This window comes from Streptomyces sp. NBC_00005 (assembly GCF_045160215.1).
GTDB lineage: Bacteria > Actinomycetota > Actinomycetes > Streptomycetales > Streptomycetaceae > Streptomyces.
Window position 1 is genome coordinate 9,310,258 of sequence record NZ_CP108316.1, and the last position, 22,329, is coordinate 9,332,586.

At 72.2% G+C, this 22,329-nt stretch carries 19 protein-coding genes; 13 read left to right on the top strand and 6 right to left on the bottom strand.

The window, feature by feature from the left end:
- The first annotated feature begins 22 nt into the window (after positions 1-22).
- From OG303_RS42490 to OG303_RS42525, 8 genes are all read left to right on the top strand, one after another.
- Complete coding sequence (locus tag OG303_RS42490; RefSeq protein WP_405875246.1) at positions 23-1,183, top strand: acyl-CoA dehydrogenase family protein; 1,161 nt, start codon at positions 23-25, stop codon at positions 1,181-1,183.
- A gap of 11 nt (positions 1,184-1,194) precedes the next feature.
- Positions 1,195-3,360, top strand: a complete 2,166-nt coding sequence (locus OG303_RS42495) for an acetate--CoA ligase family protein (protein ID WP_405875247.1) — start codon at positions 1,195-1,197, stop codon at positions 3,358-3,360.
- Positions 3,338-4,159 (top strand): enoyl-CoA hydratase-related protein, encoded by an 822-nt coding sequence (locus tag OG303_RS42500; protein ID WP_405875248.1) that lies wholly within the window; start codon positions 3,338-3,340, stop codon positions 4,157-4,159. The genes OG303_RS42495 and OG303_RS42500 overlap by 23 nt, the downstream gene beginning before the upstream one ends.
- Before the next feature lie 196 nt (positions 4,160-4,355).
- Positions 4,356-4,544 (top strand): hypothetical protein, encoded by a 189-nt coding sequence (locus OG303_RS42505; RefSeq protein WP_405875249.1) that lies wholly within the window; start codon positions 4,356-4,358, stop codon positions 4,542-4,544.
- A gap of 22 nt (positions 4,545-4,566) precedes the next feature.
- Positions 4,567-5,286, top strand: a complete 720-nt coding sequence (locus OG303_RS42510) for a hypothetical protein (protein ID WP_405875250.1) — start codon at positions 4,567-4,569, stop codon at positions 5,284-5,286.
- Positions 5,283-6,209 carry a DUF6895 family protein gene (locus OG303_RS42515; RefSeq protein ID WP_405875251.1) on the top strand — a complete coding sequence of 309 codons (927 nt, stop codon included), beginning with the start codon at positions 5,283-5,285 and terminating at the stop codon, positions 6,207-6,209. Before OG303_RS42510 ends, OG303_RS42515 begins: the two co-directional genes overlap by 4 nt.
- Positions 6,206-7,126 carry a DUF6895 family protein gene (locus tag OG303_RS42520; protein WP_405875252.1) on the top strand — a complete coding sequence of 307 codons (921 nt, stop codon included), beginning with the start codon at positions 6,206-6,208 and terminating at the stop codon, positions 7,124-7,126. Before OG303_RS42515 ends, OG303_RS42520 begins: the two co-directional genes overlap by 4 nt.
- Positions 7,123-8,235: a serine hydrolase domain-containing protein gene (locus OG303_RS42525; RefSeq protein WP_405875253.1), complete on the top strand. Its 1,113-nt coding sequence runs from the start codon at positions 7,123-7,125 to the stop codon at positions 8,233-8,235. Before OG303_RS42520 ends, OG303_RS42525 begins: the two co-directional genes overlap by 4 nt.
- Positions 8,236-8,297: 62 nt before the next feature.
- Here OG303_RS42525 and OG303_RS42530 read toward each other — a convergent pair whose 3' ends face one another.
- From OG303_RS42530 to OG303_RS42545, 4 genes are all read right to left on the bottom strand, one after another.
- The gene (locus OG303_RS42530) at positions 8,298-9,674 is read right to left on the bottom strand and encodes a carbohydrate-binding protein (protein ID WP_405875254.1); all 1,377 of its coding nucleotides are present in this window, start codon (positions 9,672-9,674) and stop codon (positions 8,298-8,300) included.
- A 77-nt stretch (positions 9,675-9,751) separates the two neighbouring features.
- Positions 9,752-11,929 carry a glycoside hydrolase family 36 protein gene (locus tag OG303_RS42535; RefSeq protein ID WP_405875255.1) on the bottom strand — a complete coding sequence of 726 codons (2,178 nt, stop codon included), beginning with the start codon at positions 11,927-11,929 and terminating at the stop codon, positions 9,752-9,754.
- Between the two features lie 184 nt (positions 11,930-12,113).
- The gene (locus OG303_RS42540; protein ID WP_405875256.1) at positions 12,114-13,346 is read right to left on the bottom strand and encodes a PP2C family protein-serine/threonine phosphatase; all 1,233 of its coding nucleotides are present in this window, start codon (positions 13,344-13,346) and stop codon (positions 12,114-12,116) included.
- A complete protein-coding gene (locus OG303_RS42545; protein ID WP_405875257.1) occupies positions 13,343-13,846 on the bottom strand; it encodes a zinc-binding dehydrogenase in 504 nt (167 codons plus the stop codon). Before OG303_RS42545 ends, OG303_RS42540 begins: the two co-directional genes overlap by 4 nt.
- A gap of 18 nt (positions 13,847-13,864) precedes the next feature.
- Between OG303_RS42545 and OG303_RS42550 the strand changes: the two genes are divergently transcribed.
- Both OG303_RS42550 and OG303_RS42555 read left to right on the top strand, forming a co-directional pair.
- On the top strand, positions 13,865-14,488 hold the full coding sequence (locus tag OG303_RS42550) for a DUF6629 family protein (RefSeq protein WP_405875258.1): 624 nt from the start codon (positions 13,865-13,867) through the stop codon (positions 14,486-14,488).
- Positions 14,489-14,567: 79 nt separating this feature from the next.
- Positions 14,568-15,365, top strand: coding sequence for a VOC family protein (locus OG303_RS42555; RefSeq protein WP_405875259.1), 798 nt, complete (start codon positions 14,568-14,570; stop codon positions 15,363-15,365).
- 42 nt (positions 15,366-15,407) lie between these two features.
- On the opposite strand, the gene OG303_RS42560 is transcribed toward OG303_RS42555, so the two are convergent.
- Positions 15,408-15,662 (bottom strand): EF-hand domain-containing protein, encoded by a 255-nt coding sequence (locus OG303_RS42560; protein WP_405875260.1) that lies wholly within the window; start codon positions 15,660-15,662, stop codon positions 15,408-15,410.
- A gap of 95 nt (positions 15,663-15,757) precedes the next feature.
- Positions 15,758-17,824 (bottom strand): SpoIIE family protein phosphatase, encoded by a 2,067-nt coding sequence (locus OG303_RS42565; protein ID WP_405875261.1) that lies wholly within the window; start codon positions 17,822-17,824, stop codon positions 15,758-15,760.
- A 202-nt stretch (positions 17,825-18,026) separates the two neighbouring features.
- On the opposite strand from OG303_RS42565, the gene OG303_RS42570 reads away from it, so the two are divergent.
- The 3 genes from OG303_RS42570 (at position 18,027) to OG303_RS42580 (ending at position 22,327) form a co-directional block, all read left to right on the top strand.
- Positions 18,027-20,498, top strand: a complete 2,472-nt coding sequence (locus OG303_RS42570) for a SpoIIE family protein phosphatase (RefSeq protein WP_405875262.1) — start codon at positions 18,027-18,029, stop codon at positions 20,496-20,498.
- Positions 20,499-20,756: 258 nt separating this feature from the next.
- Complete coding sequence (locus OG303_RS42575) at positions 20,757-21,137, top strand: bifunctional 3-phenylpropionate/cinnamic acid dioxygenase ferredoxin subunit (protein WP_405875263.1); 381 nt, start codon at positions 20,757-20,759, stop codon at positions 21,135-21,137.
- The gene (locus tag OG303_RS42580) at positions 21,134-22,327 is read left to right on the top strand and encodes an NAD(P)/FAD-dependent oxidoreductase (protein WP_405875264.1); all 1,194 of its coding nucleotides are present in this window, start codon (positions 21,134-21,136) and stop codon (positions 22,325-22,327) included. Before OG303_RS42575 ends, OG303_RS42580 begins: the two co-directional genes overlap by 4 nt.
- Positions 22,328-22,329 lie beyond the last annotated feature (2 nt).

Genomic DNA, 22,329 nt, shown 5'->3' on the forward strand with positions numbered 1-22,329 from the left:
GAGTGGAAAGGCAGGACGCTCCATGGACTTCGGGCTCACCCCCGAGCAGGACCTCGTCGTCGACACCGTCCGCGCGTTCGTCGAGGCCGAGCTGTATCCGTACGAGGACGAGGTCGAACGCCTCGACGACGTGCCCGCCGAACTCGCCGCGCAGATCCGCGGGAAGGCCCTGGACGCCGGCCTCTATGCCCCCAACATGCCGCAGGACCTGGGCGGTGGCGGTCTGGACCCCATCGCCCTCACCCTCGCCGAGCGCGAACTCGGCCGCGCCTCCTACGCGTTGCAGATGCTGGTCGCCCGCCCCAGCAACATCCTCCAGGGCTGCACCGGCGACCAGATCGACACGTATCTCCTGCCCACGATCCGGGGCGAACGCCACGACTGCCTCGCCATGACGGAGCCCGGCGCCGGCTCCGACGTCCGCTCCATGCGCACCCGCGCGCAGCGGGTCGACGGTGACTGGGTCGTCAACGGCACCAAGCACTTCATCAGCCACGCCGACACCGCCGACTACGTCATCCTCTTCGCCGCCACCGGCACGGAACGAACGGCTCGCGGGGACCGCAGCCGGATCAGCGCGTTCCTCGTCGACAAGTCAACCTCCGGCTTCGAGGTGCGCCGCGGCTCGGCCTGTGTCTCGCACCGCGGCTACCACCAGTGCGAACTGTCCTTCACCGACTGCCGCATACCGGCGGGGCAGCTCCTCGGCGAGGAAGGAAAGGGCTTCGAGCTGATGGCGGAGTGGCTGGGCGCGAGCCGGCTCACCGTGGCCGCCACCAGCGTCGGTCGCGGCCGGCGGGTGCTGGAGGCCGCCGTGCGCTGGGCCGCCGAGCGCGAGCAGTTCGGGCAGCCCATCGGCCGCTTCCAGGGAACCGGCTTCAAACTCGCCGACATGGCCACCGAGTTGGCGGCGGCCGAGCTGCTGACCCTCTCGGCGGCCTGGAAACTCGACCGCGGCAGGATGGCCGACCAGGACGCGGCGATGGCCAAACTCCACGCCTCGGAGGCGCTCGGCCGCATCACCGACCACGCCGTCCAGATCTTCGGCGGCATGGGCCTGATGCAGGAGACCGCCGTCGAACGCCACTGGCGTGACGCCCGGGTGGAACGCATCTGGGACGGCACCAGCGAGATCCAACGGCACATCATCTCCCGGGCGTTGCTTCGCCCGTACGGTGCTTGAGGGGGAGCGGGATGACGTCGGCCGCTCTCGGCACGGACACGCCCGTGTCCGACCGTGCCCGCAATCTCCAGCGCCTCCTCGCGCCCCGGCACATCGCCGTGTTCGGCGGACGGCACGCGGCGGAAGTGATCCGCCAGTGCCGGCGCATCGGTTTCGACGGCGCCGTCTGGCCGGTACATCCGACCCGCCGGACAGTGGCCGGACTGCGGGCCTTTCCCGACGTGGACGCCCTGCCCGAGGCGCCCGACGCGACCTTCGTCGCGGTGCGGCGGGAGCCTACCGTCGACGTCGTCGCGGCCCTCGCCCGGCGCGGCGCCGGCGGAGCGGTGTGCTACGCGTCCGGCTTCGCCGAAGCCGGCGGCACCGAACTGCAGCACCGACTCGTGGCGGCCGCCGGCGACATGGCCGTCGTCGGGCCCAACTGCTACGGCATCCTCAACTACCTCGACGGCGCCGCTCTTTGGCCCGACCGGCACGGCGGGGTGCGCACCGCCCGCGGCCCCGCGATCATCACCCAGAGCGGGAACATCGGCCTCAACCTGACCATGCAGCGCCGCTCGCTTCCCCTGTCGTACCTGATCACGGTCGGCAACGGCGCGGCCCTCCGGCTGCACGAGCTCGTCGAGGGACTCCTCGACGACCCACGGGTGACGGCCATCGGCCTGCACATCGAGGGCCTGGAGGATGTGGCGGCCTTCTCCCGCGCCGCGCTGAAGGCCCTGCACCGGCGCGTCCCCCTGGTCGCGTTGAAGGCCGGCAGCTCACCGCTCGGCGCGCAGGCGGCACTCAGCCACACCAGCTCGCTGAGCGGGTCGGACGCGTTGTACGACGCACTGTTCCGGCGCATGGGAGTGGCCAGGGTCCGGGATCTGCCCGAGCTGCTGGAGACGCTGAAGTTCCTGACCGTGCACGGTGTGCTGCGGGGCACGCGGATCGCCTCCATGAGCTGTTCCGGCGGCGAGGCGTCCCTGGTGGCCGATCTGGCCCTGCCGCGTGGCGTGACTCTTCCGGAGTTCCCGCCACGGACGGACGAGCGACTGCGGTCGGTCCTCGGCGAACGCGTCACCGTCGCCAATCCCCTCGACTACCACACCTACATCTGGGGCGACGGACCCGCGCTGACGGAGTGTTATGAGGCCGTGCTGGGGGCCGACTTCGACGCGCACCTGCTGGTCCTGGACGTGCCGAAGCCGGACTCCGGCACCGGCACCGGCAGTGACGGGACGGCCGTCTGGGACACCGCGGTGGACGCCCTCGTCGCGGCGCACCGGAGAACGGCCCCACGGCCCGCCACCTGCCTGGTCAGCTCCCTGCCGGAAGGGCTCCCCGAGGAGACCGGCGCAAGGCTGCTGGCCGAGGGCATCGCCCCCATGCAGGGGTTGACCCATTGCCTCGACGCCCTCGCGTCCGCCGCGGCCGTCGGCGCCGCACAAGCGGGCGTCGGCAGCATCCGCCCGCTCGTGAACCGCCCGCCGGCCCACAGCGGCACGCCGTACACGCTGGACGAATGGCAGGGCAAACGCGCGCTCGCGGCCCGAGGCCTGCGCACACCCGACGCGGCCCTGGCCACCGGCGCCGACGAAGCGGCCCGGCGCGCCCGTGAGCTCGGCTTTCCCGTCGTCCTCAAGGCCGTCTCCGCCTCTCTCACGCACAAGACCGAGGCCGGAGCAGTGCGCCTCAACCTGACCGATGCCACACAGGTGCAGGAGGTGGCGGCCGACATGCTGCGCCGGGGCCTGCCCGAAAGCCTCCTCGTCGAACGGATGGTGCAGGACCCGGTCGCGGAGCTGATCGTCGGAGTGCGCCGGGACCCGCAGTTCGGCCCGGCGCTGACCATCGGTGCGGGCGGCATCCTGGTGGAACTGCTCCGTGACACCGCCACCGTCCTCCTCCCGGCCACCGCCGAGGAAATCCGTGCGGCGCTCACCTCGCTGCGCACCTGGCCGCTGCTCGACGGCTACCGGGGCCGCCCGAAGGCCGACGTCCGAGCCGTGCTCGACGCCGTGACCGCCATCGCCGACTACGCGCAGGACCATGCCGCGGACCTGATCGAGATGGACATCAACCCCTTGCTGGTACTGCCGCAGGGCCGCGGGGCACTCGCCGCCGACGTACTGATCCGACTGACCCACCCCGTGCCGGAGGAGCCGTCCCATGACCAGCCGCCCCATGACTGAGTACGACGTCGCCGCCGACCCCGCGGTGCGGCTCTCCGCCGCCGAAGGCATCCTCGTCATCACCCTCGACCGCCCCAAGGCCAATGCCGTGGACGTCGCTACCAGCCGCGCCCTCCATGCCGCCTTCGAGCGGCTGCGCACCGATCCCGAGCTGAGGGTCGGGGTCGTCACCGGCGCCGGAGAGCGGTTCTTCAGTGCAGGCTGGGACCTGAAGGCCGCGGCTGCGGGCGAGGCGGTCGACGCCGATCACGGGCCGGGCGGCTTCGCGGGCCTGACCGAGTTCTTCTCCCTCGACAAGCCGGTCGTCGCCGCCGTCAACGGCCTTGCGCTCGGTGGCGGGTTCGAACTCGCCCTGGCCGCCGATCTGATCGTGGCCGCCGAGCACGCCGAGTTCGCCCTCACCGAGGCCACGCTGGGCCTGGTGCCGGACTCCGGCGGCGTACTGCGGCTGCCGCGACGCCTCCCCCCGGCGATCGCCACCGAACTGCTGCTGACCGGCAGGCGCATGACCGCCTCCGAAGCGGCCCGCTGGGGGCTCGTCAACCACACCGTCCCCGCCGACGACCTCCTGCACAGCGCCCTGGCCCTGGCCCGGCAGATCTGCCGCAGCGCCCCCTTGGCGGTCTCGGCGATCAAGGAGCTCACGCGCACGACGGAGGGCCTGCGGCTCAAGGACGCCTTCGCGGCGATGCGCGGGCCCGGAATGCCCTCCTACCGCGCGGTCCTCGCCTCGCAGGACGCCAAGGAAGGACCAGCCGCCTTTGCCGAGAAGCGCCGACCGGTGTGGACGGGGAGTTGAACCCTCACCGGCCCAATTCGGCCCAGCGCAACGGGAGTTGTGGAGACGCTTCTGCCGTTCAGCGCCCGGCCGGGCACCGTACGTCTGAAATGTTGAAGGAGTTACTTAATGCGAGCTATGTGACAGTTTGCGTGCTCTGTATGGATGTGGTGATCTGAATGACGAAGGCTGTTGGGCAACCAGAGGAGATGGTCGTATGCCTTCGACGGACAAGACGGTCGAGGAACTCATCGGGATCCAGAGCGTCGACATCGAGGCGGCCCTCGACCCGGTGGAGCCCGACGGCGTCTATCGAGACAGCCGCGAATGCGGAGCCCTCCTGCTGATCAGCGGAGAAGGCTCGCTGCTGCTGTCCCCGCCGACCCCCCGCCCCAAGAAGCGCTGACCGAGTACACGGGAGCAGCTGAATGGAGCAGTCTGGCACTTCGGCCCTCTTGCAGGGCGCGGTGCAGGACCTCTCGTCCGACGTGGTCTCCGCCCTCCGCGGCGGGGACCACGTCCGAGTGTCCGGCACCGGCGCAGCCGACGGCCCCGAGGGCGGCATCGCCGCCGCGGCCGTACGCGTGTTGGGAGCAGACCTGCTGCTGCCGCACGTCCTTGCCCGCACCCCGCCCGCCCCGGAGGCACTCGGTGTGTTCCGGCAGACCGTGGAGACCTTCCCGCCCCGCGCCGACGCCGCCCCCACCGTCGCATGGAGCCACTGGGCCATGCGTCGTACACTGCGCCGGCTCGACGCGTCCCCGACCGGCTCACCCGGCTCGCCCGCAGGTGAGGAGGGTGCGGAGCCCGACGCCGGCTGGCTCGACGGGACGAGCTGGCAGGTCCTGACGCACCAACTCGCCGTCCTGGCCCCGCTCGCGGTGCCCGGTGAGGACTGCGCGGTGGCCCGCGCGGCCCGGCGCCGCCCGGTCGATGTCGCCCGGGGCTTCGTACGGGCGGTTCGCCGCAGGGACTGGCAGCAGGCCGCCGGGGCCGGACGCTGGCTGACGTTGCTGGACGGCGTGCCGGACACCCTCGGTCTGGAGAACGGCCTCGACTTCGTGGAGCTGATGGGCGGCAGCGACCCGCGCGTCGCCCTGCAGGTGGAGGCGGCACGGGCGATGCGGTTCGCCGGAGCCCTCGTATGACCGCTGTGGACGTCCGGACGATCCTGGAGGTGCGGTCCGCCGCGTTCGCCTGGGTGTCGGCGCACCGCGGCGACTTCGCGCTGGGGGACGAAGCGCTCACCGCCGACGGCCACGCCGATCGCACCTGGAAACCGCTCGGGGAACTCGCCCTGACCTGCGCGAGCGTGCGTCAGTACACCGCGCCGTCGGACCCGCTGCACGCGTGCGTGTCCGAACTGCTGGACTTTGCCTGGCAGCAGACGGGCCGGGGTGAACTGTTCCTGCACCTCCAGCAGTTGGAGCCGTTCGCGACGTACCCGCTGGAGGTGTACTCCGTATTCGCCGGAGCCGGACTGCGGCATGCCGGGTACGAGGCGGCCGCCGCCACGGTGGCCAGCACCCGCGGCTGGCGGCTCACCGAGCAGGAACCGACCCGCCGGCTCGGCATCCTGGGCGCCGAACGGCACAGCGGCATCCACCGGCCGGAGCCGGCCGAACAGGCGCTGGGCCGCACCTGGTTGGGCGGACTGCCGGAACCCTGGACGTTGGAGCGCTCCTCCGGGTACGCGCTCACCCACGTGGTCTTCCACCTCACCGACTGGGGCCGCACCGCCGATAGAGTCCCCGCCGACCTGGCCGCCTATCTGACCCACTGGCTGCCGTCGTGGCTCGACACCTGCCTGGACGCCGGTATGTGGGACCTCGGCTGCGAGCTGCTGATCGTGGCGGCAAGCCTGCCCGGCCCGCTCGACGAGGCGATGCTCCAGGACGCCTGGCCCCGGATCGCGCGGGCGCAACACGACTCGGGCGCGCTCCCGGTGGAGGGCCCGGGCCCCGGAGCTGGCTTCGAGCCGGACTTCCCGCACAGCTACCACTCCACCCTGATGGCCGCCTTCGCCGCGGCACTGACGGTCGAGCGCCTCGGACAAGGAGTGCCCGGATGACCGACACCCGCCTGATGCACACCGTCGGCGTCCGTGCCCTTCAGTGGCTGTGGGCCCACCGCGACGGATTCCGCCTGGAACCCGACGGCGATCCCGAAGAGGGCTTCCTGGAGCGTTTCAAACCGGTCGGTGAACTCGCCCTGATCTGCGGGGTCCTGTTCCGCGAGGGCGTGGCCGGGTCCCAACAGGCCGAACTGGCACGGCGGTTGGTGGACCACACCTGGCGGCACACGCTGGACGGCGGCCGCATGCTGGTACGCGGCCAGCGCATCGAGCCGCTGTCACCCATCCCGTTCGAGGTGTACCTCCCCTACAAGGAACTCGGGTACAGCGAGCCCGAGGTGGAGCGTGCCACCGTCCTCTACCACCGGCTGGGCAGCTGGGGATCCATCGAGCTGGCCCCGACCCGACGCCTCGGACTGTCCGCGTTCCAACGCCGCTTCGGCCTCACGCCCCGCCCTCCCGAGGCGGACCTCGCCGGCGCGACCTGGCTGGCCCGCACACCCGAGCCCTGGACGGTCGGCGGGCGCATCGCCTACGACATCACCCACGCGGTGTTCCACCTCACCGACTGGGGAGCGAACCCCGACGGCCTGCCGCCGGACATCGCCGACTACCTCGCCACCTGGCTGCCGGTCTGGATCGACGACTGGTCGGACCTGAAGCGCTGGGACCTGCTCGGCGAACTCCTCGTCGTCGACGCCTGTCTGCCCCGCCCCACCCTCGACGAGCGGGCCTGGGCGGACTTCGCCGCCGCACAGCAGCCCGACGGCGCCATGCCTGCCGTGCGGGGCATGCCCGAGGGCGATCCCGACGAGGTGTTCGACATCGTCTACCACCCGACGCTGGTCGCCGCCTTCGCCTCCGTACTGGCCACCTCACGCGCCCTGACCGCGCTGGCGCACGCCTCCTCATGACCGGCCGGACCGCGTTGTGGCCGGGGGAGTCGCACGACGGTGACGAACTCCGCGACACCGTCGACTTCCGTACTCCCGGCGGGCCTTCGACGGCCACCGGCCCCGACGACGAGGACCTGCGCAGGCAGCTGGAAGCGGCCGTCGACGCAGTCGACGCACCCGACGCCGTCGTCGCCGTCTCCCGGCACGGCCGCCGCGTCATCCACTGCGGCGGCACCGCCCCGCCCCCGCCGACGCCCCGTCAGGACCTGCGCTACGAACTCGGGTCCGCCTCGAAGACGTTCACCGGGCTGCTGCTGGCCCAGCTGATCCGGCGCGGTCTGCTGACCGGCGGCGAAGCGGCCACCGCCTGCCTGGACGCGGTCCGGCGGTCCGAGGCCGCCCCGGTGACGCTCGCGCATCTCCTCACCCACACGTCCGGACTGCCCTCGCTGCCGGCCGACTTCTACGTCCGGGCCCTGCCCGCGTGGCGCACCAGTCCCTACGCCCGCTACCCGGCCGCGCGAGTGATCGACGCCTTCCTGCACCATCGCCCGAGGCGCCGGCCCGGCACCCGGTGGCGGTACTCCAACTTCGGCGTCGCCGTGCTCGGTCACGCCCTCGCGGCGGCGACGGGCACCGTGTGGGAGGACCTGCTCACCGACCACGTCCTGCGTCCGCTCGCCCTGAGCGACACCGCACTTCTGGCCCGTGGCCCGGACACCGACGCCGTCGGGCACGGCAAGGACGGCCGCACACCCGTCCCCGCCTTCGACGCCGGCGGTTTCCAGGCGGCGGGTGCCGTGCGGGCCACCCCGCACGACCTGCTCACCTTCCTCGAAGCCCACCTCGACCCGTCCGGCTCACCCCTGGCCGGTGCGCTGCGGTCGGTCCGCACGCCGGTGCTGCGCCGTGGTCCGGGGCACCAGCACGTACACACCATGGCCTGGTTCCGGCACCCCACCGCCACCGGTCCGATGTACTTCCACGGCGGGGCCACCCTCGGCCAGCAGGCGTTCCTGGGCTTCAGGCCCGACACCGGCACGGCCCTGGCCGCACTGTGCACGCGCCGCTTCCGCGCGCACGACCCGTTCGTCACCACCGCGTACGAGCTCCTCGCGCAGGAGTAGCGGGAGAACGGGAGCGGACGGTGCGGGAGCCGCGCCCCCGCACCGGACATGCCGTACGACTCCTAGATCCGCTGCCAAAGCGCCGGAGTGCCGTCCGGCGACCAGGCTCCCTGCGCCTGATGGGTCTGCAGGCACTGGTAGCGCACACCCGCGTGGGTCACCGTCGCCCCCACCTCGTAGACGTGACCGGCGGACCACGCGTCCGTCGCCGCGGGGTCCTGCGGAGCGGGCGTGCCGGCCTGCGCGGCCGCGGTCTTCAGGGTGAGCCCGAAGTCGCTCAGCAGCGGGTTGACCGGCTGGAAGAAGGTGGTCCCGCCGGTCGTGCAGTCGCCCGAGCCGCCGGACGTGACGCCCTGGGCCTGGGCGCCGGAGACGAACGGGCCGCCGGAGTCACCCGGTTCGGTGCACACGTTGGTCCCGGTCAGGCCGTTGACGGTGCCCTGGGCGTACCGGACGGTCGCGCCCTGCTGCTGGATGGTGCCGCAGTGCCAGCCGGTGGTGGAGCCGGAGCGGCAGACCGCAGACCCGACGAGCGCCTGGACCGACCCCGCGACCTGCACCCTCTGGCCGCCCGCCCCCTTGATGTCGGGCGTGGCGGTCCAACCGCTGTTGACGCCCACCCAGGACATGTCCTTGCCGGGGAACATGGACGCCTGGAACGTGCCCTGGTCGGCCTTGTTGAAGCCCGTGGTCCGGTCACCGGGCCCGCCGCAGTGACCCGCGCTGGCGAAGCCCTGCTGCTGGCCCTTGGTCACGGAGAAGCCGATGGAACAGCGGGCGCTGCCGTTGATGTAGTAGGCGTCGCCGCCGACGATGTCCTCCATCAACCGGGGCTGGTTCGCGGACACCTGGACGGCGACGCCGCGCCCCTCGACGCCCGCGGCCTTGATGAAGGCGGTGGCGGCCGACTGCTTCGTCGTCTGGACGACGACACGGTTCGTCGGCACGTCGACGTACCAGATGGGGCTGTCGAGGGTCCGGATGCGGGCGGCGGCCACGTCCAGCTTCTTCTTGACGGTCTGAAGGGTGCTCAACGGCGTCTTGACGACCGTGGCCTGCGCGCCCTGGGCCCGGATGGCGGGCACGTCCGACGCCTGGGTGGTCGCGACGGTGAGCTCGGCGGAGGTCGCCCCGCGCACCCAGGCTCCGGCGAAGCGCCCGCCCAGAGCGTTGCGGAGGCGGCCCGCGCGGGTGCCCGCCTCGGCCTCGTTGACCAACCGGGTGACCGCCTGCGCCCGCGTCAGTCTCAGGTCGCGCTGCATCGCACGCAGCACCTGCGCCGACGGTCGGTCGGCGCCGAGGGTCCGGGCGGCGGTGGACGGGGGCCCCGGCGCGGGTGGCGGCGCGGCCGCCGCTGCCACGGGGACCGCGGTGAGTACGAGGGTGCCGAGTGCGGTCAGGGCGGTGCGGCGGGTGCCCGCGACATGTCTGCCGACCATGCGGTGTACCTCCTTCGAGTACGGGTGGGACTGTGGCGAAGCCATGGGCGGCCTTGCCGCAAACGCCCGGAACGATGTCAAAGGAGGAGGTCTTTCGCGCTTTGGGGGACGCCAGAGGTGCCATGTGCAGTACGGCGGGGGACACCGCCGCCGAGGCGGACGAGGACGGCCGTGCCGGGGCGGGGCAACGAAACGGTGAGGTGCCCCTCGGCCGCGTCCCAGGTCGTCGTCGCACCTGCGCCGACCGGGTAGAGCACCTCGGGGCGCAGCGGAACGCCCGTGAGGTGGGGGATCGGGAGGGTACGGCCGGCGCTGCCCGGGCCCTCCTCCCGTCGCCACAGCGCGACGTACGTAGCGGAGTCGGTGCGCAGGCCGTGGGCGGGCCAGTCGTCCTCCCACGAGGGCAGGCCCAGGGGCCAGAAGGGAAGCGCGCCGCCGAGCTCCGGCCGGATGCGCTTGTAGACGTCGACGGCCGAGCGGACGAGTGCGGACCGTACGTCGTCCATGCGGTCCAGGAAGCCGGACAGGTGCACGCGCCCGAGCAGGGCCGTGGTCATGGTGAACGCGATCTCGTCGAGGTCGAAGTGCGGCTGGGGATAGGCCCACACGGCTGCCTGCTCGGGCGTCACCGCCGTGGCCGCCGACGCCGCGATGGGCGGGTAGCGCCGGGGATCCTGCTGGTCGCTGGTGGACTGGAGCTGGGCCACGGCCAGTTGCGCGTAGTCCATGCGCAGGCCGCCCGACCCGCAGTTCTCGAGGACCAGGCCGGGGTACCGGTCCAGGAGTGAGCCGAGCCAGTCGAGGTGGGCGCGATGGTGGCCGAGCAGGCCGGCGCCGGCGCTTTCCGTGCCGTTCTCGGTGCCGGGGCCGACGTTGACGTTGTAGTCGAGCTTGAGATAGCCGACGCCCCATTCGCCCACGATCCGGTCGACGACACGGTCGAGGTGGGCGCGGGCCGCGGGGTGACGCAGGTCGAGGTGGTGGCGGCCGTGCTCGGTCACCCGGACCCCGCACCGTTGGAAGAAGGCCTCCGGCGGCAGGGTGTCGGCCAACGGGCTGCGCACACCGACGACTTCGGGCTCCAGCCACAGTCCGGGCGTCATGCCGTGCTCCCTGATGGCGTCCAGAACTTCCTGGATGCCGCCCGGGAAGCGCCCCCCGGCGGGCTCCCACGCGCCCACGGCGTCCCACCAGCCCTGGGCGTCGTCGTCGTACCAGCCGGCGTCGACGACGAAGACCTCCGCGCCCGCGGCACCGGCCGCCTCGATGAGCGGCAGGAGCTTCTCGGTGGTGGGGTCGCCCATCAGGGTGTTCATGTAGTCGTTGTAGATCACCGGCAGTGCTTGGTGGTCGGGGTGGGCGCGGCGGATGCGGCGGCGGTAGGCGGTGAGTTCGCCGAACGCCGCGTCCAGGCCGCCGGTCTCGGCACGGACGAGGACGGCGGGCACCGTGGTGAACTCCTCGCCCGGGGCCAGCGTCTGCCGCCACTGGTGATGCGCGTCGTCGGGCCCGAACAGGGCGACATAGGCGGCGCCTTCGCGTTCCGCGGTCTCGTAGCGCCAGCCCGCACTGGATTCGATCTGCCAGAGCCAGGCACCTCCGTCCTCGCCCTCGTCGCCGTCGGTGAGGGCGGCGAGGGGCAGATGCCGGCCGGTCGACCAGGAGCCCTGGGAGTACCGCTCGAAGCAGCCGCGGCCCTCGTGGCCGTGGGCCGCTCGGTTCAGCGGGACGACGTGGTCCCGGAACGCGGCCTGCCGCCAGCGGCACTCGGCGAGCCAGTCGTTGTCCGCCCAGTGCAGGGTCAGGCCGTCCACACCGCCCGCCCGGTCGACGATGCCGCCGAGGGCGAGGGTGGACACGCTCTCCACGTGCACGGGGGTGTCGCCCTCGTTGACCAGCCGCACCTGCGAGCGCACGAAGGCCGCGCCCTCGACCGTGCTCAGGGTGAGGTCGGCGGCGAGGCCGGTCTGCGGGTCGGTCAGCCGGATCGTCGTGTGCCGCCACTCCCCGTCCTCGGCCGTCTCATGGCCGCCGAGCACCAGGCGGCCGCCGACGGTCGTGTCGATGAAACGCTCCCCGGACCAGGTACGTCCGTGCCCGGTGAGGACGACCTCGACGACGGGGACGAGGGAGTCCCAGGCCCGGTCGACGGTGGTGAGCCGGACCGACCCGGCAGGGTCCGCGACGGCGCGCAGCCCGAGGGCTCGATGAGTCCACAGCACGGACTCCTGGACGACTTCAGCGGCAGCTGCCAACGCGATTTCCCTTCTGGGACCTGACTCTTGACGCCTGAGATGTGACCGTTCGCCATCCTCCCCCGCCTCAAGGTCATCAACGACCACGCGAACGTGAAGGAAGAGACAGCGGGCGCACACGGCTGCGCAGCCACCCTGCGGGGACGGGAGGAGGCTGCCTGCGCCAGGCGCTACCGGCGGTGGGTCACAGGCCGACGACCACCAGTGCGGTGTCGTCGGTGTTGCCGGTGGAGGGGAGCAGGTCCGCGAGCAGGGCGTCGGCCAGGGTTTCGGGAGCGGTACGGCGGTGGCGCGTCAGGCAGTCGGCGAGGCGGCCCAGGCTGGTGTCGACGTCCTCCGTACGGCGTTCGATCAGGCCGTCGGTGTACAGCACCAGGGTGTCGCCCTCGGCGAAGGGCACGCGGGCCTGGGGGCGGGCGACGCGGTCGGGGCGGGCGTCGATCGGCGGGTCGGTGGCCCGGTCCAGGAAGGTCACCGTGCCGTCGGCGCGGAGCATGGCGGGCGGAGGGTGGCCGGCGCAGCAGTAGGTGATGGTGTGGCTGTGCCAGTCGATGAAGGTCGTCGCCACCGTGGTCGACTCGGCCCCGTCGACGGAGCAGGCGTACATGTCGAGGGCTTCGAGAGCCTGGGCCGGGCCTTCGGCGACGCGGGTGGCCGCACTCAGGGCGCTGCGCAGCTGTCCCATGGCGCAGGCGGCTGCCAGACCGTGGCCGACGACATCGCCGACGGCGACCGCCATGCAGCCGGCGGGCAGGTCGACCAGGTCGTACCAGTCGCCGCACACGTTCAGGTCACCGATGGCGGGCCGGTAGCGCACGGCCGCCTGGTGGTGTCCGAGATGCCTCGGGGCGGGCATCATCGCCGTCTGCAGGGCCAGCGCGACCTCGCGTTCGCGGGCGTGGGCCTTGCGCAGGCGCTCGTTGACCGTCTGCAGTTCCCGGGCGCGGGTGTAGAGCTCGGCCTCCAGCACGCTCGACCGGCTGTTGTCGGTGTGGCTGCCGTGGGCACGCAGGAGTTCGGTGACCTCCTCCACCCGGTGCACGACCAGCTCCACCTGCCCGTCCGGGCCGAGGACGGGGGCGTTGACCGGGCTCCAGAAGTGTTCCTTCCAGTGGCCGGGCCGCTGGGCGTCCTCGATGTCGTAGCGGAGCACCGCCATGGTGTCCCGTTCGCCGGTGGCCACCACGCGCAGCATCGACTCCTGCGTCTCCCGCATGCCCGCCGCGGCCGGATCGTTCGGGTTCTCGGGAAAGGCGTCGAAGATGTAGCGGCCCAGCAGCTGCTCACGGGGGCGCCCGGCCAGCTGGGCGAAGTCGTCGTTGACGTCGACATAGACCAGCTCGGGGGTGAGCAGTGCCACCATGCCGGGCAGGGCCTGGAAGACCGCCGCGTAGTCGATCTGGTGCGGTTTCCTCATGTACTGCCTGCCTCGGCGCCAGCCATCAGTGTGCTGTTCCCACCATAGAAGCGAATGCGGCGGGCGGCCCGGGCTTGCTCTCTCTCCGGACGGCGGCCCGGCCCTTCGGACGCGTCAGGTCCGGATGACCGTCTTGCCGCGGACGTGGCCGGCGCGGGCCCTGGCCACGGCCCCGGGGCGTCCATCAGGGGTATCTCGGCGTCGATCGTGATGCGGAGCTTTCCGGCGGCGGTGAGGTCGGCGAGGGCCTCGAGTTCTGCCCGGCGGGGGTCGTTCACGAGGTTGACGCCGTGGACCTCGCGGGCGGCCGGCGCGTCGGGGTCCGCCGCGTGGTTGGTGCTGACGAACCTGCCGCCGGGCTTGAGCAAACCGGCCAGGGCGTCGATGTCGCCGCCGGGCAGGGTGATCAGGCCGAGGACGGCGTCGATGCCGTCGGGGTGGGCGGCATTGTGCCTGCCGAGCCGCTTGCCCTCGCCGTGTTGCCGGTGGAATTGCCTCATGGACGTCATGGTGGTGCCATGTGCTGGAGTGCGACGGCCGATCTCGTCGCGGGTGCCGGGATCGCCTGTATCGGTGTGGCCTGCGTGGCGCGGGTGCACCGGATCGGTGATCTCCCGCTCGCCGCGCTGCCGTTGCTGCTCGGCGCGCATCAGCTGGTCGAGGCCCGGGTCTGGCAGGTCCAGGGCGGCACCGGGCCGGCCACCGTCGCCTGGGCCGTGATCGCCCTTCCGCTCCTGGCGGTGTGGGTGCCGGTGGCCGTGTTCTGCGCCGTTCCGCGGCAGGCCCGGGCGCGTCTCGCGATTCCCCTGGCCTGCGGTGTCGCGACCGCCGCCGTGCTGACGTACGGCATCGTCACCAGTCCCGTGCGGGCCGAGATCCGCGGTCACACCGTCGGCTACGCCATCGGGCTGCCGCACGCGGCCGTACTCGTCGCGGGCTATCTCCTGGCCACGATCGGCGCGATGCTGCTGTCCGGCGACGACTGGCTGCGGGGGTTCGGCCTGCTGGCCGCCGTGGGCGCGCTGGTGTGCTGGGCGCTGTGGCGGCTGGAGTTCGTCTCGACCTGGTGCGCGTTCGCGGCGGTGTGCTCGGTCGTCGTGTTCGGGTGGGTGGTGCGCCGGCGGCCGAGGGACTCCCGCTGACCGTGGTGGCTTCCGGCGCGCGCGGGTCAGGACTCGGTGTCAGGCTGAATCCATCCGAAATCAGCGGAAGGGTATCGCCGTGATCACCACTGACTTCGCTCCCGGTTCTCCTTGTTGGCTCGACCTCGGCGCTCCGGATGTGCGGGCCGCCGCGGCCTTCTACAGCTCCGTGCTCGGCTGGACCTACGAGTCCATGGGCGAGGGCGGGGAGAGGGAAGGCGGGATGTTCCGGAAGGACGGCAAGATCGTCGCCGGACTGGGCAAGCTGAGCGAGGAGGGCGCGCGCCCGGCCTGGATGATCTACTACGGCGTCACCGACGCGGACGCCACGACACAGGTCGTCGAGCGCCTGGGCGGCACGGTGCGGGTGGCGCCGATGGACCTCGACGACTGGGGCCGGATGGCACAGTACAGCGACCCGCTGGGAGGCCAGTTCGCCGTATGGCAGCCGGGGACGAACAAGGGCGCCGAGCTGGTGGACGAGCCGGGCTCGCTGTCCTGGACCGAGCTGTACACGAGCGATGCCGCGGCCGCGAAGGAGTTCTACGGCGGGGTCCTCGGCTGGCAGTTCAGTGACATGCCGCTGCCGGGCGGCGGGGGCACGTACACCCTCATCACCCCCGCCGGGCTGCCCGAGGAACGCATGCACGGCGGGCTCATGGAGGTCACCACCAAGGACCTGTCCCTGGCGGACGGACGACCGTACTGGCACCCGGTGTTCGCCGTCGCCGACTGTGACGCCGCCGTCGCCAAGGTCACCGAGAACGGCGGCAGCGTGCAGATGGGGCCGGCGGACGCGGAGGGCGTGGGCAGGCTGGCGGTCTGCCTGGATCCGACGAATGCGGACTTCGTGGTGCTCACCCCGGCTCAGAGCTGAACCCGAGGCTCGACGCAGAGCTGAGCCCCCTGCCGCCCGTCGTCAGTGCCAGCCGAAACGGCGGTCCACCAACGCCGCGAACTCCTCCAGAGTCAGCATCGAGTCCCCGTTCTGGTCGGCGGCGTCGAACAGGGCGGAGGACGCGTCGGCGTCTCCCAGCGCCCAGAACGGCAGATCCCCCGACGCGGCGAGCGTCGGCCCCTTCGTCCGCAATGCGGTGATGACCTCTTCGCGGGTCAGGGTCCCGTTGTGGTCGAGGTCGAGTGCCTCGAACAGTTTGCGGGCCTTGTCGCTCATGATGTCCCCCTCGTTCCTTTCACCGGCGGGCAGGCCGGCCTGCCCCGCTTACGAACTCACGAACGAAAACGCCACTTCCGCCACGCTGGTTCCCCCTACAGGGCCCGGGCGACGAGAAGGGCGACGTCGTCGTGGTCGTCGGGGTGGCGCAGACCGTAGAGCAGGAGGTCACAGGTTTCCTCCAGAGGTCGGCCGGGCTCGTCGAGGAAGCTGAGCAGGACGTCCAGGCGGTCGTCGATGGGGTGGAGCCGGGTCTCGACGAGGCCGTCGGTGTAGAGGACCAGCAGGTCGCCGGGGTCGAGACGGGTCGTGGTGGTCTCGAAGGGGATGCCGCCGACGCCGAGCGGGGCGCCGGAGGGCAGGTCGAGCAGCTCGGGAGGGCGGCCGGGACCGGCGAGCGCCGGCGGCATGTGTCCGGCGTTGGCGATCTGGCACCGCCTGGTGTGCGGGTCGTACACCGCGTAGAGGCAGGTCACGATGTAGTGCTCCAGGTCGCAGGTGATCTTGTCGAGGTGCTGGAGCACGGCGCCGGGCGCGAGGTCGAGGTCCGCGTAGGCGCACGTCGCGGTGCGCAGCCGGCCCATGGTGGCGGCGGCGTCGATGCCGTTGCCCATCACGTCGCCGACGACCAGGGCGGTCCGGTCGTCGGCCAGCGGGATGACGTCGTACCAGTCGCCGCCGACCTCGCTGGTGGCCTGGGCGGGCTGGTAGCGGGAGGCGAGCTCCAGACCCTCGTGGTGGGGCGGGTGGTCGGGCAGCAGGCTGCGCTGGAGGGTGAGGGCGGTGTTGCGCACGCTCTGGAACCAGCGGGCGTTGTCAATGGCCACCGCCGCGCGGCCGGCCAGCTCACTGGCGAGGACGACGTCGTCCTCGTCGAACGGAAGCGGATTCTGGGTGCGCTTGAGGTCGAGGGCGCCCAGCACCTCGCCGTGGGCGATCAGCGGTACGGCGAGGTACGAGTGGACGCCGGCGCGGGCCAGCAGCGAGCCGGCCTCGGCGTCCCGGGCGATGCGCGGCAGATCCTGGTCGCCGACGTGGCGCACCAGCACCGGCCGGCCGGTGTGGACGCACATCGTGACCAGGCGGTCCCCGTCGTAGGCCGCGATACCACCGGGCGGGTCGGCGGCGCGCAGCGCCACGGTCGGATGGGCCGCCTTGAGCGCGAGGGCGCGGAACAGCTCCGGGCCGTTGTCCGGTCTGCGCGAGCGGCGGCAGGCCAGGGCGGCGTCGAGGATGTCCACGGCGACCACGTCGGCGAGCTGGGGGACGGCGATCTCGGCCAGCTCACGGGCGGTCTCCTCCACCTCCAGCGTGGTGCCGACGCGCACGGACGCGTCGGCGATCAGGGCCAGGCGACGCCGGGCCCGGTCGGCCTCGGCGGCCGCGCGGTGCCGTTCGGTGACGTCGACGACCGAGGCGGCCGCGCCCAGGACCCGCCCGCCGGGGTCCTCCAGCCGGTAGAAGGAGAGCGACCAGGCGTGTTCGTGGTCGGGGTCGGTCGGGGGGCGGCCCACGTGGTACTGGTCGAGCAGCGGCGTGCCGGTGGTGAGCACCTGACGCAGCGCGGACTCGACGGTGTCGACGTCGGGCAGCGGCATCGTCTCCCGGAGGTCCCGGCCCACATGGTCCTCGGCGGGGATGCCGTCGATACGCTCCAGCGCGGGGTTGACCAGGACATACCGCAGGTCGGGGTCCAGGAGGGCCAGGCCGATCGGGGACTGGTTGATCAGCCGCTCGCACAGGGCCAGATCGGTCTCGACGCGCTGGAGCAGGGTGTGGTCGGCCGCGATGCCCAGGGCGTAGACGTCCCCGCGATCGTCCTGGAGCCGCATGTTGCGGAACTCCATCAGACGGCTGCTGCCGTCCTTGTGCCGGATGGGGAAGGCGCCGGCCCAGCTCCGCCCGGTCTCCAGCACCTCCGTGAACAGCCCGACCACCGCCTTCAGATGCTCGGGGTGGATGAACAGCCGGGCCGCGTACTTGCCGAGCGCCTCCTGGGCGGTGTACCCGAACAGATCCTCCGCCTGCGGGGTCCAGAACACGATCCGTCCATCCGTGTCGACGACCATCGCTGCCACGCTCAGGACATCCAGCAGACCGGTCGGCGGGGACGACTCGGGGCCGCGCGCATTCCCTTCGGACCTGAAGGATCCGGTTGTCATCGCGGAACCACCTCCACCGTTCGGCGGGATCGGGCCGGCCCTGCCGGCGTCGCCGCACACCTGGGTTCCGACCAGCGGCACCTTCCATGTTCCCTCCGGTCTCGTCGGGGCGGAAGCGGAGCGGCCACGGCAGGGTCCCCGCCGGAGCCGTGCACATCCGGCGGACAAGCAGGAACATGGTCCTGTAAAGGACGGCATCCGGATGGCACCCATGGATCCTGCGCGAGAAGCATCCGACGGGCCGACGCCCGCAGGACCGAGCGAACTCCTCGACGCGTCCACCGACGCCGCGGCGATCGTGTCCGCTCGGGGCGTCGTGGTCGGCTGGACCCGGGGCGCCGAGGCACTGCTCGGCCACCCGGCGTCCGAAGTGGTCGGCCGCTCCGCCGCGCGCCTGCTGGCGATGCCCGGGGACCCGGCACGGGTGGCCGGCGTGGCGCAGCGGTGCCGCGGGGGAATGGGATGGAACGGCCTGATTCCCGTACGGCACCGAGACGGCCGAGCCGTCGACATCGACCTGCGGGTCTCCGCATCGTTCCGCGTGGGCGAGGACGAGTGCTTCCTGATGTCGGCGCGGGAGCAGAGGCAGCAGTGGACGGTCGGCCAGTCCGTACTCGACGGGTTCCTGACCCGCTCACCGGTCGGCATGGCGGTGATGGACCTGGAGCTGCGCTACGTGTGGATGAACGACACCCTGGAACGGTTCGGCGGCGTGCCCCGTGACCAGCGGTTGGGGCGCCGGCTGAGCGAGCTGCTGCCCGGGCTGCAGGCGGTCGCCATCGAGGGGCTGATGCGCAAGGTCGTGGAGAGCGGAGTCCCGGTCACCGACTACGAGTACCTGGGCTGGAGTTGGGCCGATCCCCACCGCCAGCACGCCTACTCCACGTCGTTCTTCCCCCTGGTGGACGGCGACGACGCGAAGACCGGCGTCTGCTACATGGTGCAGGACGTCACCGAGCGGTGGACCGCCCGTCGGCTGCTGTCGCTGGTCAACGAGGCCGGTACCTGCGTCGGCACGACCCTCGACGTGATGCGCACGGCTCAGGAACTCGCCGACTTCGCCGTACCCCGCTTCGCGGACTTCGTCGTCGTCGACCTCCTGGAGCCCGTGCTCAGCACCGAAGGGCACGGCGCGTGGCTGACGGACGCCGGACCGGCGTCCGTCAGCCCGGTGATGCGCCGCTCCGGAATGAGCTCCGTCCGGGAGGGCTGCCCGGAGGCCGTGGCGCGGATCGGGGACAGGGCGGGCTTCATCCCTCCGTCGCACGACGTGAACCTGCTCATCGCGGGCGAGCCGATCCTCCTGCCCGTCCTCGATCCGTCGGACGAGCGATGGGTCGCCGAACAGCCCGAACGAGCGGAGAAGATAAGGGAGTTCGGACTGCACTCCCTCATCTCCGTGCCGATGCGGGCGCGGAACACGGTCCTGGGTCTCACCACGTTCATACGGTCGCTCAATCCCGTCTCCTTCCAGCCCGACGACGTCCTGCTGGCCCGGGAGCTGGTGGCGCGAGCGGCGCTGTGCGTCGACAACGCCCGCCGCTACACCCGCGAACACACGGCGGCGGTGACCCTTCAGCACAGTCTGCTGCCGCAGGCCCTGACGGGCGGGACGGCGCTGGAGGTGGCCTCCGCCTACCTGCCGGCGGACCCCACGGGCGGGGTGGGAGGCGACTGGTTCGACGTGATCCCCCTGTCCGGGGCCCGCGTGGGCCTCGTCGTCGGCGACGTGGTGGGGCACGGCATCACCGCCGCGGCGACCATGGGCCGGCTGCGCACCGCGGTGCAGACCCTCGCCGACATGGAGATGCCCCCCGACGAACTGCTGGCCCACCTCGACGACCTGGTGCTCCGGCTGAGCGCCGAGAAGACCCACGACGGGACGGCCCACCGGAGCAGCACCGCCTTCCTCGGGGCGACCTGCCTGTACGCCGTCTACGACCCGGTCACCGGGCGGTGCACGATGGCGCGGGCCGGACACCCGCCCCCCGTCGTCGTCGCCCCCGACGGGCAGGTGTCCTTCCCGGAGCCCCCGGCCGGGCCTCCGCTCGGGCTGGGCGGCATGGCCTTCGAGGCGGTCGAGATCGAACTCGCCGAGAACAGCCTGATCGGTCTCTACACCGACGGCCTCATCGAGGGCCCCGACCGCGACATGGCGCTGGGCATGTCCCGGCTCGGCGAGATGCTGGCCCGCTCCGACGCCGACCTCGCCACCCTGTGCACGTCCGCGGTGCGGCAGCTCGTTCCCGTGCCGCAGCCCGACGACATCGCCCTGCTCCTGGCGCGCACGCACACCCTGGGCGCCGACGACGTCGTCTCCTGGGACGTGCCCGTGGACCCGGCCGCCGTCGCCGACGTCCGGGCCCGGGCGACCCGCCAGGTGGAGGCCTGGGGCCTGGGCGAACTTGCCATGACGACGGAGCTCGTCGTCAGCGAGCTGGTCACCAACGCGATCCGCTACGCCGAGCCGCCCATTCGGCTACGACTGCTCCGCGACGCGCGCCTGACCTGCGAGGTCGCCGATGCCAGCAGCACGGCTCCCCGGCTCAGGCATGCGCGCAGCATGGACGAAGGGGGTCGTGGCCTCTTCCTGGTGGCCCAGCTGACCGACCGCTGGGGCGCGCGGTACACGGCCGGCGGAAAGATCATCTGGGCCGAGCAGGAGATCCCGTGATCCGCTTTGTGGAGGGCCTGCGGACCTGCGGGCCTGGTGGTTGCAGGTCAACTCGCCTCCAGATCACTTGACTTGGCGCTGCGTGCTCTCCCCTTGGTCCCCACTGCCACAGGCGTCACAGCGGACACGGAATCTTGAGATCTGAAGTTCCATCTCCCTTGCACAGATGCTTCACGGGTGCTTGCCAACCTGGACCGCCGCCTGCACACTGTCGTTGCGCCAAGCGCAATTTGTTTCGTAGTACGCACCGAGGTGGTCATGAAGATTCCCGCGTGCCGTCTCGCCGATCTGCCGCAGGGCGAGGCGTTCCGGCTCGAGTCCGACCCGCCCGTCGCCGTGTTCCACACCGAGGACGGTGAGGTCTACGCGATCGACGACACCTGCACCCACCAGGACGCCTCGCTCGCCGACGGCTGGCTGGAGGGGTGCGAGGTCGAATGCCCGCTGCACGCTTCGAAGTTCGATCTGCGCACCGGCAGCGTCGACGCCCCGCCGGCCAAGCTCCCGGTCCGGACGCACGGGGTCGTGGTCGAGGACGGCATGATCTACGTCGAGCTGTCCGAGGCCCCGCCGAACCTTCCGGCCACCTGCGCCGTCGCCCGGCTCGGAGGGGTCGTGTCCGCCGGGGGAGCCGCGTGAAGAGCGTGGCCGTCGTCGGCGCCTCACTCGCCGGGCTGTCGGCCGCCCGCGCGCTGCGTACGCAGGGCTACGACGGACGGCTCGTCATCGTCGGCGACGAGCCCCATCGCCCGTACGACAGGCCGCCGTTGTCCAAGGAGTTCCTCGCCGGTCAGGTGGCGGAGTCCGACCTCGTGCTCGAGGCGGACGGCGAGGAGCTGGGTGCGGAGTGGCTGCTCGGCGCCCGTGCCGTCGGGCTGGATCGCGTCGATCGCGCGATACGGCTGGCCGACGGCCGCACGGTTCGCGCCGACGGCGTCGTGGTGGCCACCGGGGCGTCCGCCCGCGCCCTGCCCGGAGGCCACGGCCTGCAAGGCGTTCACGTTCTGCGCACGCTCGACGACGCACGCGCGCTGCGCGAGGACCTGGCGCGCGGTGGCCGGCTCGTCGTCATCGGCGGCGGGTTCATCGGCGCCGAGGTCGCCTCGACCGCCCGCGGGCTCGGACTCGAGGTCACGGTCGTCGAGGCCGCCCCGACAGCGCTCGCGGGTCCGCTGGGCACGGCGATGGGTGAGCTCGTCTCCGCCCTCCACGCCGACCACGGCGTACGGCTGTTGTGCGGCGTCGGCGTACAGGCACTCAGCGGTGACAGCGGTGAAGGGGGGAGAGTGCGCGCGGTCCTGCTCCAGGACGGCCGCCGCCTCCCGGCCGACACCGTCGTCGTCGGAGTGGGCGCTCGCCCCTGCGTCGAGTGGCTCGAAGGCTCCGGCGTGGTCCTGGAGAACGGCGTGCGGTGCGATGCCGCCGGTGCCACGAACGTCCCCGGCGTCGTCGCGGTCGGCGACTGCGCGGCCTGGTACGACCCTGCGGTCGGGGCGCACCGACGTGTCGAGCACTGGACCGGTGCCCGGGAGCGGCCGGCCGCGGCCGTGACCACGCTGCTCTCCGGCGGCGCGACCGTGCCCGAGCCGTCTCGGCCGCCGTACTTCTGGTCCGACCAGTACGACGTGCGCATCCAGTTCGCCGGGTGCGCGGCCGGAGCCGACAGCGTCGCCATCGAGGAGGGCGCCGCGGACGACCGCAGCTTCCTCGCCGTCTACCGGCCGGGAGACCGCCCGGTGGCCGTGCTCGGCGTCGACCGGACCCGCCCGTTCATGCGCCTGCGCAAGCAGCTCGCCACGGAGGCGGCGCAGAAGGCCGGATCCCGGTGACC

Coding starts and splice junctions, on each gene's coding strand:
- OG303_RS42520 (WP_405875252.1), top strand. CDS start 6,206: ATGACCGACACCCGCCTGATGCACACCGTCGGCGTCCGTGCCCTTCAG.
- OG303_RS42490 (WP_405875246.1), top strand. CDS start 23: ATGGACTTCGGGCTCACCCCCGAGCAGGACCTCGTCGTCGACACCGTC.
- OG303_RS42510 (WP_405875250.1), top strand. CDS start 4,567: ATGGAGCAGTCTGGCACTTCGGCCCTCTTGCAGGGCGCGGTGCAGGAC.
- OG303_RS42500 (WP_405875248.1), top strand. CDS start 3,338: ATGACCAGCCGCCCCATGACTGAGTACGACGTCGCCGCCGACCCCGCG.
- OG303_RS42565 (WP_405875261.1), bottom strand. CDS start 17,824: ATGACAACCGGATCCTTCAGGTCCGAAGGGAATGCGCGCGGCCCCGAG.
- OG303_RS42550 (WP_405875258.1), top strand. CDS start 13,865: ATGTGCTGGAGTGCGACGGCCGATCTCGTCGCGGGTGCCGGGATCGCC.
- OG303_RS42575 (WP_405875263.1), top strand. CDS start 20,757: ATGAAGATTCCCGCGTGCCGTCTCGCCGATCTGCCGCAGGGCGAGGCG.
- OG303_RS42515 (WP_405875251.1), top strand. CDS start 5,283: ATGACCGCTGTGGACGTCCGGACGATCCTGGAGGTGCGGTCCGCCGCG.
- OG303_RS42525 (WP_405875253.1), top strand. CDS start 7,123: ATGACCGGCCGGACCGCGTTGTGGCCGGGGGAGTCGCACGACGGTGAC.
- OG303_RS42530 (WP_405875254.1), bottom strand. CDS start 9,674: ATGGTCGGCAGACATGTCGCGGGCACCCGCCGCACCGCCCTGACCGCA.
- OG303_RS42540 (WP_405875256.1), bottom strand. CDS start 13,346: ATGAGGAAACCGCACCAGATCGACTACGCGGCGGTCTTCCAGGCCCTG.
- OG303_RS42545 (WP_405875257.1), bottom strand. CDS start 13,846: ATGAGGCAATTCCACCGGCAACACGGCGAGGGCAAGCGGCTCGGCAGG.
- OG303_RS42505 (WP_405875249.1), top strand. CDS start 4,356: ATGCCTTCGACGGACAAGACGGTCGAGGAACTCATCGGGATCCAGAGC.
- OG303_RS42495 (WP_405875247.1), top strand. CDS start 1,195: ATGACGTCGGCCGCTCTCGGCACGGACACGCCCGTGTCCGACCGTGCC.
- OG303_RS42560 (WP_405875260.1), bottom strand. CDS start 15,662: ATGAGCGACAAGGCCCGCAAACTGTTCGAGGCACTCGACCTCGACCAC.
- OG303_RS42570 (WP_405875262.1), top strand. CDS start 18,027: ATGGCACCCATGGATCCTGCGCGAGAAGCATCCGACGGGCCGACGCCC.